This is a genomic window from Aeromonas lusitana, assembly GCF_002812985.1.
Lineage (GTDB): Bacteria > Pseudomonadota > Gammaproteobacteria > Enterobacterales > Aeromonadaceae > Aeromonas > Aeromonas lusitana.
Map to the genome: position 1 here is coordinate 71,832 of NZ_PGCP01000034.1, position 14,246 is coordinate 86,077.

The 14,246-nt window shown below is 62.6% G+C and carries 11 protein-coding genes and 1 pseudogene; 3 read left to right on the plus strand and 9 right to left on the minus strand.

Annotated elements, in window-relative coordinates:
• Positions 1-261 precede the first annotated feature (261 nt).
• From uvrC to CUC44_RS17435, 7 genes are all read right to left on the minus strand, one after another.
• Positions 262-2,112: an excinuclease ABC subunit UvrC gene (uvrC, locus tag CUC44_RS17405; RefSeq protein ID WP_100861137.1), complete on the minus strand. Its 1,851-nt coding sequence runs from the start codon at positions 2,110-2,112 to the stop codon at positions 262-264.
• 338 nt (positions 2,113-2,450) lie between these two features.
• Positions 2,451-3,095 carry a UvrY/SirA/GacA family response regulator transcription factor gene (gene uvrY, locus CUC44_RS17410; protein ID WP_011706579.1) on the minus strand — a complete coding sequence of 215 codons (645 nt, stop codon included), beginning with the start codon at positions 3,093-3,095 and terminating at the stop codon, positions 2,451-2,453.
• 210 nt (positions 3,096-3,305) lie between these two features.
• A complete protein-coding gene (kdsB, locus tag CUC44_RS17415; RefSeq protein ID WP_100861138.1) occupies positions 3,306-4,067 on the minus strand; it encodes a 3-deoxy-manno-octulosonate cytidylyltransferase in 762 nt (253 codons plus the stop codon).
• Positions 4,064-4,252 (minus strand): Trm112 family protein, encoded by a 189-nt coding sequence (locus tag CUC44_RS17420; RefSeq protein WP_100861139.1) that lies wholly within the window; start codon positions 4,250-4,252, stop codon positions 4,064-4,066. Before CUC44_RS17420 ends, kdsB begins: the two co-directional genes overlap by 4 nt.
• A 206-nt stretch (positions 4,253-4,458) precedes the next feature.
• On the minus strand, positions 4,459-5,445 hold the full coding sequence (lpxK, locus tag CUC44_RS17425) for a tetraacyldisaccharide 4'-kinase (RefSeq protein WP_100861140.1): 987 nt from the start codon (positions 5,443-5,445) through the stop codon (positions 4,459-4,461).
• Positions 5,445-7,220 carry a lipid A ABC transporter ATP-binding protein/permease MsbA gene (gene msbA, locus CUC44_RS17430; protein WP_100861141.1) on the minus strand — a complete coding sequence of 592 codons (1,776 nt, stop codon included), beginning with the start codon at positions 7,218-7,220 and terminating at the stop codon, positions 5,445-5,447. The genes lpxK and msbA overlap by 1 nt, the downstream gene beginning before the upstream one ends.
• A 169-nt stretch (positions 7,221-7,389) precedes the next feature.
• A complete protein-coding gene (locus CUC44_RS17435; protein ID WP_100861142.1) occupies positions 7,390-9,633 on the minus strand; it encodes a DNA internalization-related competence protein ComEC/Rec2 in 2,244 nt (747 codons plus the stop codon).
• A 28-nt stretch (positions 9,634-9,661) separates the two neighbouring features.
• Here CUC44_RS17435 and CUC44_RS17440 point away from each other — a divergent pair, with 28 nt between their 5' ends.
• The 3 genes from CUC44_RS17440 (at position 9,662) to CUC44_RS17450 (ending at position 12,322) form a co-directional block, all read left to right on the plus strand.
• A complete protein-coding gene (locus tag CUC44_RS17440; protein ID WP_100861143.1) occupies positions 9,662-10,180 on the plus strand; it encodes a DUF2062 domain-containing protein in 519 nt (172 codons plus the stop codon).
• Positions 10,174-10,674: a DUF2062 domain-containing protein gene (locus CUC44_RS17445; protein WP_100861144.1), complete on the plus strand. Its 501-nt coding sequence runs from the start codon at positions 10,174-10,176 to the stop codon at positions 10,672-10,674. Before CUC44_RS17440 ends, CUC44_RS17445 begins: the two co-directional genes overlap by 7 nt.
• A gap of 133 nt (positions 10,675-10,807) precedes the next feature.
• Entirely contained in the window at positions 10,808-12,322 is a 1,515-nt protein-coding gene (locus CUC44_RS17450) for a helicase HerA-like domain-containing protein (RefSeq protein ID WP_100861145.1), read from the plus strand.
• Positions 12,323-12,423: 101 nt separating this feature from the next.
• Here the strand turns inward: CUC44_RS17450 and CUC44_RS17455 are convergent, their stop codons facing one another.
• Both CUC44_RS17455 and CUC44_RS17460 read right to left on the minus strand, forming a co-directional pair.
• The gene (locus CUC44_RS17455; protein WP_100861146.1) at positions 12,424-13,614 is read right to left on the minus strand and encodes an amino acid aminotransferase; all 1,191 of its coding nucleotides are present in this window, start codon (positions 13,612-13,614) and stop codon (positions 12,424-12,426) included.
• A gap of 196 nt (positions 13,615-13,810) precedes the next feature.
• A pseudogene (locus CUC44_RS17460) lies at positions 13,811-14,246 on the minus strand (hypothetical protein); the annotation flags it as partial.

Sequence of the window (14,246 nt, forward strand, 5' to 3'; positions counted from 1 at the left end):
ATGCCGCTACATGGTAGCCCCAAGCCGATTGTCGATGCAACCGGGCCGGCGCCCGCCTTGGTCTATGAATCCATCAATAACCTCAGGATGCCGGTTATTATGGCATTGGCGGGCCCCCTGCGTCACGGCTCTTGTACGCAGAGACTGTGCGTTTGCCCTCAACCAAGGCACAAGGACAGACACCACGCATTCTGAATCACACAGAGCCCGGCTGATGCCGGATACCCACCACCCTGAACAGCCGCCACCTTTTATGCAGACTCAGAGCGAATGCAAAGCATCGTGAATGGACTGGGCCAGCTCCTGGCTGATGCCGGGCACCTTGGCGAGCTCATCCACGCCGGCCTTCTTCACCTCCTGCAGGCCCCCCAGGTATTTGAGCAGGGCCTGACGGCGCTTGGGACCCACCCCGGGAATATCTTCCAGGGTACTGGTGGTGCGGGCCTTGGCGCGCCGCGCCCGGTGGCCCGTGATGGCAAAACGGTGAGATTCATCGCGAATGTGCTGGATCAGGTGCAAAGCTGGCATATCTGCCGGCAAGTGCAGCTCCTCGTGGCTATCCCCCAGGATCAGGGTCTCCAGCCCAGCCTTGCGGGTCACCCCCTTGGCAATGCCCACCAGCAGCGGGTATTTGCCGCCGAGAAACTCCAGCTGACGGGCCAGGATCTCTTCGGCGCGGCGCAACTGGCCGAGACCGCCGTCGATAAACAGCACGTCCGGCACCTTGTCCGGCTCCTGCAGCTTGCCGAAGCGGCGCTCCAGCGCCTGCTCCATGGCGGCGTAGTCATCCCCGCCTGTGATGCCATCGATATTGAAGCGGCGGTATTCGGAGCTCAGCGGCCCCTCCCGGTTGAACACCACGCAGGAGGCGACGGTGCGCTCCCCCATGGTGTGGGAGATATCGAAACACTCCATGCGGGTAATGGGGCCTTCGAGCTCCAGCAGCTCCTCCAGCTGGGTGAAACGGGCTGTGGTAGTGCTCTTGTGAGCGAGGCGTGAGCGCAGCGCCGTCTCGGCATTGATGGTCGCGAGCTTGATAAAGCGGGCCCGCTCGGCGCGGGTGCGGCTCTGTACCCGCACCTTGTAACCGGCGGTCTGGCTCAGGGTCTGGGCGATGACCTCTTCATCCTCCAGCGCCACGTCCAGCAGCACCTCGCTCGGGATCTGGCGTCCCCCCTGACCCGACAGATAGAACTGCAGCAGGAAGGATTGCACCACCTCATCGAGCGGTGTATCCGCCGGCACCTTGGGGAAATAGCTGCGCGAACCCAGCACTTTGCCCTGGCGGATGAAGAGCACATGGATGCAGGCGGTGCCTTTATCGCAGGCCACCCCCACCACGTCCAGCTCGTCCAGCACGTTGCCGCTCACCGACTGCTGCTCGGTGACCCGGCGCAGGGCCTGGATCTGATCCCGGTAGCGGGCAGCCTCCTCGAAGCGCAGATCGCCGCTGGCAGACTCCATCTTGCCCACCAGCTCCCCTATCACCTGCTGGTTCTTGCCCGCCAGAAACAACCTGGCCAGCTCCACCTGCTGGGCGTATTCCGCCTCGCTCACCAGGCCTGCCACACAGGGGCCGGCGCAGCGTTTGAGCTGATAGAGTAGACAAGGGCGACTGCGGTTGGCATAAACGGCGTCTTCACACTGGCGTACCGGAAAGATCTTCTGCATCAGGTGCAGACTCTCGCGCACCGCACCACCCGAGGGGTAAGGGCCGAAATAATCGCCTTTTATTTTTCTGGCGCCGCGATGCACACCGATGCGGGGATGGCGATGGCCTGTGATGATGATCCAGGGATAGGACTTGTCGTCGCGCAGCAGCACGTTGTAACGCGGCTGGTACTGCTTGATGAGGTTGTGCTCAAGGATCAGCGCCTCTGTCTCTGTGTGGGTCACCGTCACCTGGATGTCGGCTATCTGGCGCACCAGGGTGCGGGTCTTGATGCTGTCGACGTTGGTGCGAAAGTAGGAGGCGAGGCGCTTCTTGAGATCCTTGGCCTTGCCCACATAGATGACGGTGCCGCCGCTGTCGTACATGCGATAGACGCCGCTCTGGTTCGTCACCGCACTCAGAAACGCCTTGCTGTCGAAGAGAGGTTCAGATACCGGCATGATGCCCCCCGCGATAGACGTCGATATGCTGGTTCGTCACCACACCGAGGAAGGCTTTGCTGTCAAAAATAGGTTCAGAGGCCGTCATGCTGACCCCCGCGACAAATGTAGATATGGTGAGTGGCGGCGCTCGGCAACACCTTGCTATCGGAATGAATGTCGGGGGAAGGGATCATCGGCGACTCGGCTCAGAACAAGAATTCACGGGGATCATACTGCGCACCTGCGCCTGAAAGCAAAGGCAGGGCCTTGCCAGAACGCCAGCGGCCGCAGGGCACATCAAGCAAAAAGGCGGCCCGGGCCGCCTTTGTCTATTCACCAGACTCCACCACACCTGGTTACAGGGTGTCGGCATCCAGCATGCCGTAGCGAATGGCCAGATGGGTCAGCTCCACATCGCCATTGATGTTGAGCTTGCTGAACAGGCGGTAGCGATAGCTGTTGACCGTTTTGGGGCTCAGGTTGAGCTGCTCCGAGATGTCGGTCACCTTCTGTCCCTTGGTGATCATCATCATGATCTGCAGCTCGCGCTCGGAGAGGGACTTGAAGGGGTTCTCGTCCGCCGAGGCAAACTGGCTCAGGGCCATCTGCTGGGCGATCTCCGGGGAGATGTAACGCTGACCGGAGTGCACCAGCCGGATGGCGTGGATCATCTCGTCCGGGGCGGCGCCCTTGGTGAGATAACCGGCGGCACCTGCCTGCATCACCTTGGTCGGGAACGGGTTTTCTGAATGAATGGTCAGCACTATGATGCGCACATCGGGCCGGATCCGCAGGATCTTGCGGGTCGCCTCCAGGCCGCCGATGCCCGGCATGTTCATGTCCATCAGGATCACGTCTGGGTGATGCTGTCGGCAGAAGGTCACGGCCGTCTCGCCGCTCTGTGCCTCGCCCACCACCTTGATCCCGCGGACATCTTCCAAAATGCGTCTTATCCCTGTACGCACCAACTCATGATCATCGACCAGGAATACATTAATCACCCATACACCCCGTTTTTTATCTCGTTATATGCCAGTTAGGGTTAACACGGCGTCTTGCATCATAACCAAACTCGGGGATTTGGCAAACCATGGCCGGGAAAAGTTTGAAACTGTTCGCCAATGACGTTTTAAATCAATTAATTATATAAAGATTCAACCAAAAAAAGGCGCCCTGAGGCGCCGTTTCGAATTGGATGCGGATCTCTCGCCTCAAGGGGCCAGCAGGGCACGCACCTTGTCCAGATCCCGCTGGGTATCTACCCCCACCGGCGGGGCTTCCAGCGCCTCTGCAACGTGGATCTTCTCCCCGTACCAGAGCACTCTCAGCTGCTCCAGCGCCTCGATTTGCTCGAGCTGGCTCGGCGCCCAATCCACGTAGCGCTGGATGAAACCGGCGCGGTAGGCGTAGATGCCGATGTGGCGCTGATAATGGGCACCGATCTGCGCCTGACTCTGGGCAAACCTGTCCCTGTCCCAGGGAATACTGGCGCGGCTGAAGTAGAGGGCATAACCCTGGTGGTCGGTCACCACCTTCACCGCATTGGGATTGAACGCCTCTTCCGCATCCACAATGGGCACGGAGAGGGTCGCCATGGGGGCGCTGGCGCTGGCCAAGTTGTCCGCCACCTGACGAATGATGACGGGGGGAATGAGGGGCTCATCCCCCTGCACGTTGACCACTATGGTATCGGCGGCGAAACCGTAGTGACGACACACCTCCGCCAGACGCTCGGTGCCGGACTGGTGATCCGGGGAGGTCATGCACACCTCGGCCCCCGTCTCCTGCGCCACCGCCGCCAACGCCTGCTGTACCCGCACATCATCGGTGGCGACGATCACCCGATCGGCGCCGGACTGCAGGGCTTTTTCCACCACGTGCTGCACCATGGGTTTGCCATGGATATCCGCCAGCGGCTTGCCCGGCAACCGGGTCGAGGCATAGCGGGCCGGAATGACGACGACGAAGCTCATGGGTTCAGCTCTTCCAACGCCAGGGCGCGGGCACGGTTCTCCAGCAGCACAGGGATCCCCTCCTCCAGCGGATAGGCCAGCTTGTCGAAGCGGCAGACCAGCTCATGGGCGGCCTTGTTGTAGTGCAGCTTCCCCTTGCAAACCGGGCAGGCAATGATGTCGAGCAGTTTAATATCCAGTGCCACAACGAAACTCCTTTAACGATTTCGGACAGGTGATACCGGCAATGATACCGGGCAATCCAATGGGCATGTCCGGCGCCAATGAGAAAATGCCTTTGAAGGCATCGGCCTCATATTCATGCCGGACATCTCGGTATATTTAGCTTGATGGGCCAATAGAGCAGTCATTACACAAGGTAAATCTCACCCCTACAGCACAAACGCATTGTTTATTTATCCGCACCAGCACGGGACTCTGCCAGCGAGGCCAGCAGGGTGTCCAGCAAGGAGGTCGGCAGCTCGGCGCTGACCGGCAGATACCACCAGTTGTCCGGTGCGAAGTTCCGGCACTTGACCGCGTCCTTCTCTGTCATCAGCAAGGGGTGATCAGAAAAGCGAGCCAGCAGCTCGGCGCTGTCGAACGCCTGATGATCCGCGTAACCGACGCTCTGCTTGAGTTCATAGCCAAGGCTCTTCAGGGTCGCGAAGAAACGGGGGGGATGGCCGATCCCCGCCATCGCATCGATTTCGCGCGGCAAGGGCTCAGATGCCAGCATGTCATCGCGCACCCGGCGCGGCGCATCCGCCACCAGCGTCATGGGATACTCTCCCCTGGCCGGGGTGCCGCCATTGCAGAGGATGGCATCCACCCGTTTCAAGCGGGTCATGGGCTCGCGCAATGGCCCCATGGGCAGCAGACAGCCATTGCCGAAGCGGCGCACGCCGTCCACTACCACCAGTTCCAGATCCCGGGCCAGGGCGTAGTGCTGCAGGCCGTCGTCGGTGATGATGATGTCCACCTCGCCACTTTGCTCCAGCAGCCGCACCGCATCGGCGCGCTTGGGAGCCACCACCAGGGGGCAGCCGCAGCGCCGGGCGATGAGCACGGGTTCATCCCCCGCCTCGGCGGTAGTGCTGTGCGCATCAAGCCGATAGGGATAATGAGGCGCCTTGCCGCCATAACCACGGCTGACCACCCCGGGTTTGAAGCCGCGGGCCTGCAACTGCTCCACCAGCCAGACCACCACCGGGGTCTTGCCGTTGCCGCCGACCGAGATATTGCCGACCACGATGACAGGCACGCTGGCACGGTAGGCCTTGAACCAGCCGCGGCGATAACCATAGCGACGGCCACCGCTGATAAGGACAAACAAGAGGGCGAAGGGGGCCAGCAACCAGCGCCAACCACTCTTCTCGTACCAGAGCCGCTCCAGCATCAGGCCTGCTGGCTCGCGGCGGGTTGGCTCGCACCGAACTGGATGGCGCGCAGCTGGGCATAGGTGCCCTGCTGGCTCATCAGTTCGCTATGGTTGCCACGCTCGACGATGTGGCCCTCGTCGATGACCAGGATCTCGTCCGCCTTCTCGATGGTGGAGAGGCGGTGGGCGATGACCAGGGAGGTGCGCGCCTTGCACAGCTCATCGATGGCGGCCTGGATGTGACGCTCGGACTCGGTATCCAGGGCCGAGGTGGCCTCATCCAGCAGCAGCACGGGGGCGTCGCGCAGCAGGGCACGGGCGATGGCGATGCGCTGACGCTGACCGCCGGACAGGGAGGCGCCGTTCTCACCTATGACGGTATCGTAACCGTCCGGCATCTTGCGCACGAACTCGTCCGCGTGGGCGATGCGAGCGGCGTGCTGGATCTCGTCGCGGCTGTAGCGATCTTCCGCCGCGTAGGCGATGTTGTTGGCCACTGAGTCGTTGAACAGGTGCACGTGCTGAGAGACCAGGGCGTACTGCTTGCGCAGCTCACTCAACTTGTATTCGCGGATGTTGACCCCATCGAGCAGTATCTCCCCCTGCTCGATGTCGTAGAAGCGGGTCAACAGGCTGGCGATGGTGCTCTTGCCGGAGCCGGAGCGCCCCACCAGGGCCACTGACCTGCCCGCCTCGACCTTGAAGCTGACATTGTGCAGCGCCGGGGTCTCCTTGGTCGGGTAGGTGAAGGTGACGTTGCGAAACTCAATTTCGCCACGGGCCCGCTCCAGGGTGCGGGTACCTGAGTCTTCTTCCGGGGTGGAGTCGAGCAGACCGAACAGGCTCTGGCAGGCGGTAATGCCGCGCTGGAACTGGTTGTTCACGTCGGTCAGGCTTTTCAGCGGCTTGAGCAGCATCATCATGGAGGTAACCATGACGGTGAAGGTACCCGCGGTCAGGGTCGCCTTGACGCTGTCGATGGTCGCCACGTAGAGGAAGACCGCCAAGGCCACCGAGGCCACCATCTGGACTATGGGGCTGCCGATGGCATCCGCCGCCACCATCTTCATGGTCTGTTGGCGCATGCGGTTGCTAACGCGGAAGAAGCGCTTGTCTTCCACCTGCTGGCCGCCAAACATCAGCACCTCTTTGTGACCCTTGAGCATCTGCTCGGTGGAGGTGGTGATGTCACCCACCGCCTGCTGGATGTGGCGGCTGATCTTGCGAAAACGGCGGCTGATAAGGCCAATCAGGATACCCACGACCGGGCCCACCACCAGGAAGATCACCGACAGCTGCCAGGAGTGCCAGAACATCAGGCCGAGCAGGCCGATGACGGTGGCCCCTTCCCGCACCAGGGAGACCAGGGTGGAGCTCGCGGCAGAGGAGACCTGACCCGCGTCATAGGTCACCTTGGAGAGCAGGTTGCCGGTATTCTGGCGATCGAAGAAGCTCATGGGCATGGCCATCAGGTGACTGAACACCTGTTGCTGCAGCCGCATCACCACATGGTTGCCGACCCAGGCCATGCAGTAGTTGGAGAGGAAGGCGGCGCAGCCGCGCAGGGCGACGATGCCGAGCACGAAGAAGGGCATCCATTTCAGTACTGTGCTGTCGTTGCCGTTCAGGCCCTGATCGATCAGCGGCTTGATGGAATAGACGAAGGTGGTATCCACGGCTGCGTAGCCCAGCATGCCGATGATGCCGCCAACCAGTCCCAGTTTGCGATCCCGGACATACCCGAGCAGGCGCTTGAAGACGGGCCAGCTCTCTTGTGAGGTTTCTTGTTGCATGAATAGCCGTTAATAAGGGAAATGACGGGCTATTCTAGCCAAAGCGCAGGCTTACACCAAGCGTTGCCATCTCGCCCAGTGACTCCCTCAACAAGAAATAGCCGCTTTACGCCCTCATTCACGTCCATAAGCTGCCCCCTATATCCGTTCGAATACTCATTAGCGGGCATCATGGCTCGTCTCGCCAGAAGACGGGTCGCCACCAGGCCCCTGCCCGCCGATACCAGGGCCCTCGTTCACGCTCGGCCAGGATGCGCAGTCCGGCGCCGTCGGCCTCCACCAGAATGGCGCCATCCTGACCCGTCACCCACTGCTGCGCCCCTGCGTACCTAGCCACCACCTCGGGGCGAGGAAACTGCCACTGATTCATAAAGCCCGCGCTGTGAACAACAAACTGGGGGTTGACCGCCGCCACGAAGCCCGGGGTCGAGGAGGTGCGGCTGCCGTGATGCGGGCTGACCAGCAGAGTGTTGGCAAGAGTGCTGGAAAGCGGATTGGCGAGCGCTCCCTCATGCCCCTCGGCTTTCTCCAGTGCCAGCAGGCGGCGCTCCGCCTCCTTCTCGATGTCGGCGCTGAGCAGGATGCGGCTGTGGCCATCGCTTATCTGCAACACGCAACCATCGTTGTTATGGCCCGCCCCCGGTCGCTCGGGCCAGAGCACGGCAAACACGAGCCCTTGCCAGCGCCACTGCTGGCCCCGTTTGCACAATTGGGTATCACGGGTGAACGGGAAGGAGGAGATCTCGCGCCGTACCGGCAGGGCTTGCAGTATGGCTCGCCGGTTGCCTGCGTGATCCTTGTCTTTATGGCTGATAACGAGCGCATCAAGCACCCGTATGCCGAGCCGGTTGAGCACCGGCAGGATGGCGGCGTCGGCCATGTTGTAGCCGCCGGGGTAGCGATCCCCTGTGTCATACAGGATGCCCCGCTCCCCGCGAGTGATGAGCACGGCGAGTCCCTGCCCCACATCCAGCACCCGCAACTGCCAGGGGCTGGGAGCGGGCCATGCCGCCAGCAGCAGGCTTGCCCCCACCGGCAGCAGCAGGTAACGGCCGCCCTGCAGGCGCCAACTCCCCCACAGCAGGATGAGCAACAGACTGGCCGGCATCAGCCAGCCGGGCACGGGCCACCAGAGTTGCAGATGACTGGCCAACAGATCGAGCCCCCACATGACCCAATCCAGCCCCCAGGAAGAGAGCCAAAACAGGCCGTGAGCCAGGGCGGTAGAGAGCGGCGCCACCAACACGCCGATAAGCGCCAGCGGAATGATGCCGATGCAAAACAGCGGCAAGGCCAGCAGATTGAGCAGCAGGGCCAGGGGCGCCATGCCTTCGAACAGCAGTAGTTGCAGCGGTAGCAAGCCTAGTAGCAGCAGGATCTGCAGCCGCACAAGCCCGGGTTTCGCCGCCAGATGGCTCGCCAGCAGCAAGAGCGCCACCGCGAGGAAAGAGAGCCAGAAGCCCGCCGAATAGAGAGCGAAGGGATCCCACAGGCACAGCACCACGAAGGCCCACAGCCAGACGCGATGACTGGGCCAGTCCCGTTTGCGCCAGCGCAGCAGGCTCCAGACCGCCACCATGATGAGGGCCCGCTCGGTCGCCACCGCAAATCCCGCCAGGGCGCTGTAGGTCGCGGCAAACAGCAGGGAGACTAGGATGGCGCCACGCAGGCCAAACAGGCGCCCCAGCCACCAACCGAGCACGGCCACCAGAGCGATGTGCTGACCCGAGATGGCGATGATGTGAGTCAGGCCGCTGCCGCGAAACAGCTCCCACTGGGCATCCGTGATCCCGCCCGGCTCCCCAAAGGTCAAGGCCGCCAGCAAGGGGGCCTGGCTGAGGCCGAGCCAGGCGGCCTCAGCCTCCCCTAGCCAGCGCTCTCGCCAGCCCATGGGCACCTCATCTATCGCAACGACCCGGCGCAGATTGCCGGTCGCCGTGATGCCCCTGCCAAGCAGCAGCCGTCGCCCATCCATTCCCGCCTCGTTGGCGAGGCCGTGGGCGGGCTTGAGGCTAGTCACCAGGGTAATGGTACTGCCCGCAGGCAGGGATGGCAGCGCCTGGTACGCGTTGAGCCGGATCAGGGGGTTTGGTGTGACGGCCTGGCCATCCAGGGTATCGAGGTGCAGCAGCAGGCGGACAAATTTCTCGCCCTGAGGCTCTGTACTTTGCACCCGTGCGGTTATCATGTGGGTTGTCTGCGCCTCCAGGCTGTCCAGCCAGACCAACCGATACTGCAAGTTGAGCTGCATCCAGAGCACGCCGAGCAACAGAAACAGCAGCCGCCAACATCGGCCACAGGCAAGCAGGATGGCAAGAGCCAGCAGTGCGCCTCCCCATGCCAGCGAGGGTAACCAGGGCCAGAGCAGTGAGGAGCTTGCCCCAAGGGCAAAGCACAACAGACGCAGATCCATTGAGCAAGTATTTAGCAAGGTTTCAAACATGCCCAAACGACTCATAAAACGCTGGCTACCCGATCAGGATAAGCTCAAGGAACACAAGCATTTGCGGCTGTTCGGCAAGCTGCTGCTCGATGCCAACCTGTGGCACCTCAACCGCCGCTCCGCCGCCGGCGCCTTTGCGGTCGGTCTGTTCATGGCCTGGATCCCGCTGCCCTGCCAGATGTTGCTGGCGGCAGGGGGCGCCATCGCATGTCGGGTCAATCTGCCCCTCTCGGTGGCCCTGGTCTGGCTCTCCAACCCCTTCACCATGCCGCCCCTGTTTTATGCCGCCTATCTGGTCGGCTGCCAGCTGCTGGGCCAACCCACCCAGCACTTCGATATCCAGTTCACCTGGGTCTGGCTGGTCTCGGTGTTCGAGACTCTGGCGCCGCCCCTGCTGCTGGGATCCTTGGTGCTCGCCCTGCTGAGTTCCCTCATCGGCTATGCCCTCATTCGCACTTTTTGGCGCATCAATACCGTGCGCCAATGGCAAAAACGAAAGGTGGCCCGCCCATGTTGAGCGGCTGGCTTTCCCGTCTGAAACTGGATCCCGACTCACTGCGCCAGCAGAAGTGGTTTGCCCTGTTCGGGGAGCGGCTGCTCGCCCCGGCCCTGTGGCAGGGTGGGCGCCGCGCCCTGTGTGGCGCCATCGCATCGGGGATCTTCGCGAGCTGGGTGCCCATGCCCATGCACTCCCTGGTGGCGGTGGCACTGGCCCTCATCTTCAGTTTCAACCTGCCTCTGGCCCTGTTGGCGGTCTGGTTCAACAATCCGCTGACCCTGCCCTTCATGTATCTCTATGCCTATCGCACCGGCTGTCTGGTGTTGCAGCAGACCCCTGAGCCCTTCCATCTCACCTGGTCCCTGCACTGGCTGGAACACGAGGCAGCGACCCTGGTGCCCCCCTTCCTGCTAGGCAGCCTGCTGCTCGCCATCCTGACCGCCGCCGTCGGCGCCCTGCTGACCCTGCTGCTGCTCAAACTCGGTCGGCTCGGTCAGGCTCGCACCCATTAATCCCTGATCTTTCAAGACGATTGTGAGCCAAGCCAAGCGCCACCTCTGGCGCTTGGCTTGCCATCCCATGGCTCTGCCACCACACTCCTATCAGTCGGTCTTCTCTTTACACGAGCACGATAAGGAGCCCTTCATGGCCGAACCACTGACCCTCGCCTATGCCAACGGCCGCCCCATCAGTCTGCTACCGGCCCTGGCTAATCGTCACGGCCTCATCACGGGCGCCACCGGCACCGGCAAGACAGTCACCCTGCAGGTGATGGCCGAGGGTTTCTCCCGCATCGGGGTGCCGGTGTTCCTCGCGGATGTGAAGGGGGATCTCGGTGGGCTCGGGGCCGCGGGCACGCCGTCCACCAAGCTCGATGCCCGCCTGACCCAGCTGGGCATCCCGCCACCCGCTTTCGCTCCCAGCCCAATCCTGTGCTGGGACTTGTTTGCCGAGCAGGGTCATCCGGTGCGGGCCACCGTCTCCGACATGGGCCCCTTGCTGCTGGCCCGGCTGCTCGGTCTGAACGACACCCAGAGCGGGGTGCTGGAGCTGGTGTTCAAGGTGGCGGATGATGAAGGCTTGCTGCTGCTCGACCTGAAGGATCTGCGCGCCATGGTGCAGTTCGTGGGGGAGAACGCCAAGTTCCTCACCACCCGCTACGGCAATGTCTCCACCGCCTCCGTCGGCGCCATCCTGCGCAACCTGCTCACCCTGGAGAGTGCCGGAGGCGATCACTTCTTCGGCGAGCCCATGCTGGATATCCAGGATCTGCTGCAAACGGACGCCAACGGACACGGTCATATCAATGTGCTGGCGGCCGCCAAACTGACCCAGTCCAGCCGGCTCTACGCCTGCTTCCTGCTCTGGCTGCTCTCCGAACTGTTCGAGCAACTGCCCGAGGTAGGGGATCCGGAGCGCCCCAAACTGGTGTTTTTCTTCGATGAGGCGCACCTCTTGTTCAACGATGCCCCCAAGGCGCTGCTCGAAAAAATCGAACTGGTGGTGCGGCTCATCCGCTCCAAGGGGGTCGGCGTCTATTTCGTGACCCAGAGCCCGGCCGATATCCCGGACGCTGTGCTGGGGCAGCTCGGCAACCGGGTACAGCATGCCCTGCGCGCCTTCACCCCGAGCGATCAGAAGGCGGTGCGGATCGCCGCCAACACCTTGCGGGCCAACCCGGCCTTCGATGCCGCCGGCGTCATCACCGAGCTCGGAGTCGGCGAGGCGCTGGTCTCATTGCTTGATGAGAAGGGGCGCCCCAGCGTGGTGGAACGTGCCTTTATCGCGCCACCCGCCAGCCGGATCGGGCCCCTCACGGATGCCGAGCGTCAGACGCTCATTCAGGGCTCTTTGCTCTATGGCCGATATGAACAGACCGAGGACAGAGAGTCCGCATTCGAGCGCCTCAAGGGCAAGGCCGATGAGAACAAACCCGACGCAGAAGCCGCCCCCACTCAGGCGACGCAAGCATCAGGCGGGAGGCTGCTCGACGCCCTCAATGGCATGTTGTTTGGCCGCACCGGCCCCCGCGGCGGCCAGCACGATGGGGTGGTGCAAACCGCCGCCAAGAGCGTGGCCCGCACCCTGGGCAACGAGGTGGGACGCCAGCTGATCCGCGGCGTGCTGGGCTCCCTGCTGGGGGGAAAGGGACGCCGCTGAAACCAGGCAGCAGAGTGATGCAAGAAGAAATAAAAAAGCCCGCCAAATCTGGCGGGCTTTTTGTCAGCTATGAACATCAATCCAGACGTGCTGGCTCTCGCTTACAACACCTTAGCGATGGCGTCACACAGGGGATCTATGTTGGCACGGGTGATGCCGGCCACGCTGATCCGGCCGGAGCCGACGATGTAGATGGCAAACTCACTCTTGAGGCGCTCGACCTGATCCTTGGAGAGGCCGGAGAAGGAGAACATGCCGTTCTGCTCGCGGATAAACCCAAAGTCCTGGTTCACCCCACGCTCGGCGAGCTTGGCCACCAGCAGCTCGCGCATCTCGCGGATGCGTACTCGCATGGCTGTCACCTCTTCCACCCACTCGGCGTAGAGGGCCGGATCGCTCACGATGGCGGTCACCACGGCGGCGCCGTGTGACGGCGGGTTGGAGTAGTTGGCACGGATGACGGTCTTCACCTGGGTGAAGGCCACGTCGGCGATGGCCTTGCTCGCGCTGACCAGGGTGAAGGCCCCGACCCGCTCGTTGTAGAGACCGAAGTTCTTGGAGAAGGAGCTCGCCACCAGCAGCTCATCGTGGCACTCGGCGAAGATACGAAGGCCTTCGGCGTCCTCCTCGATACCCCGGGCAAACCCTTGGTAGGCAAAGTCAAACAGCGGCAGCCAGCCGGCAGCCGCGCTCTGCTTGGCGAGGGTACGCCACTGCTCTGTGGTCGGATCGATACCGGTCGGGTTGTGGCAGCAGCCGTGCAGCAGCACCAGATCGCCCGCCTGCACCTCAGAGAGCGACGCCTGCATGGCGGCAAAGTCCAGCCCCTTGGTGGCGGCATCGTAGTATTTGTACTGCTTGACGGTGAGGCCGGCGGACTGGAACACGCTGACGTGGTTGGCCCAGGTGGGATCCGAGATCCAGATGGTCTTGGCCAGACCGTTGCGCACCACGAACTCGGCGGCGATGCGCAGAGCGCCGGTACCACCTGGCGCCTGCGCCGTCTTGGCACGGCCGCTGGCGATCAGGGCCGCGTCTTGTCCGAACAGCAGCTGCTGCACGATGCGGGCATATTCAAGGTTGCCCTCGATGCCGAGGTAATTCTTGGTCTTCTCGCCTTCGAGCAGCCTCTGCTCGGCTTTCTTGACGCAGTGCAGTATGGGGGTGGCACCGGATTCATCCTTGTAGATGCCGACTCCCAGATTGATCTTGTGGCTACGCGTATCGGCGCGGAAAGCTTCGGTCAGGCCCAGGATCGGATCCGCTGGGGCGGCAACAACCTTTTCAAACATGGTAGTCCCTGTATTCCATTGAATGTGTGGGTGGCAGGCGCTTTTTTAAAACAAAATGGTCAACGAAAAGCGGCAAAAAAAGGGTGGCGAACGAAGGCACCCGTGTGGCGGGCGCCTCGTCAACTCTTTATACCACCGCGCTCAATAGGGGAAAACCGCTTTTTCGCGGACATCTTTGACCATATTCACCAGCTTGTCAGCCGACGGCATGCCAGTCTGACGCCAGGGAGCACACCTCGGCGGACAAACCACTGTTTGACTCGATCAAATCGCTACAAACTGCCAATAATGGCCGCGGGATCCGGCTCGGCTCCCAGGGTCGGGGATCCGTCAGCGACGCGGCATAGGTCGCCTTGATGGGAGAGAGGGCCTGTGGCAGCCACCAGCTGGCCGGGCGACCCAGTCGCTGGGCCAGCGCCAATACCCTGTCCACCCCAGCCGGATCCAGGGCGCCAAGATGGCTCCAGACGACATGGGGAGGCAGGGCGGCAACCAGGGATTGCAAGGCGCCGGGCTCGTCCGGGGGGAGCCAGACCAGCAGGGCATCGACGGGCAGGGCCAGCTCGGCAAAAGCGCCGATGGAATCGGTACTGATCACCCGCTGGAACTCCCCCTCCCCCCACAATACCTTG

Bases quoted from the DNA above. Each gene is read 5' to 3' on its own strand.
- uvrC (WP_100861137.1), bottom strand. From the start codon at position 2,112: ATGCCGGTATCTGAACCTCTCTTCGACAGCAAGGCGTTTCTGAGTGCG.
- kdsB (WP_100861138.1), bottom strand. From the start codon at position 4,067: ATGAGCTTCGTCGTCGTCATTCCGGCCCGCTATGCCTCGACCCGGTTG.
- lpxK (WP_100861140.1), bottom strand. From the start codon at position 5,445: ATGCTGGAGCGGCTCTGGTACGAGAAGAGTGGTTGGCGCTGGTTGCTG.
- msbA (WP_100861141.1), bottom strand. From the start codon at position 7,220: ATGCAACAAGAAACCTCACAAGAGAGCTGGCCCGTCTTCAAGCGCCTG.
- CUC44_RS17435 (WP_100861142.1), bottom strand. From the start codon at position 9,633: ATGGATCTGCGTCTGTTGTGCTTTGCCCTTGGGGCAAGCTCCTCACTG.
- CUC44_RS17440 (WP_100861143.1), top strand. From the start codon at position 9,662: ATGCCCAAACGACTCATAAAACGCTGGCTACCCGATCAGGATAAGCTC.
- CUC44_RS17445 (WP_100861144.1), top strand. From the start codon at position 10,174: ATGTTGAGCGGCTGGCTTTCCCGTCTGAAACTGGATCCCGACTCACTG.
- CUC44_RS17450 (WP_100861145.1), top strand. From the start codon at position 10,808: ATGGCCGAACCACTGACCCTCGCCTATGCCAACGGCCGCCCCATCAGT.
- CUC44_RS17455 (WP_100861146.1), bottom strand. From the start codon at position 13,614: ATGTTTGAAAAGGTTGTTGCCGCCCCAGCGGATCCGATCCTGGGCCTG.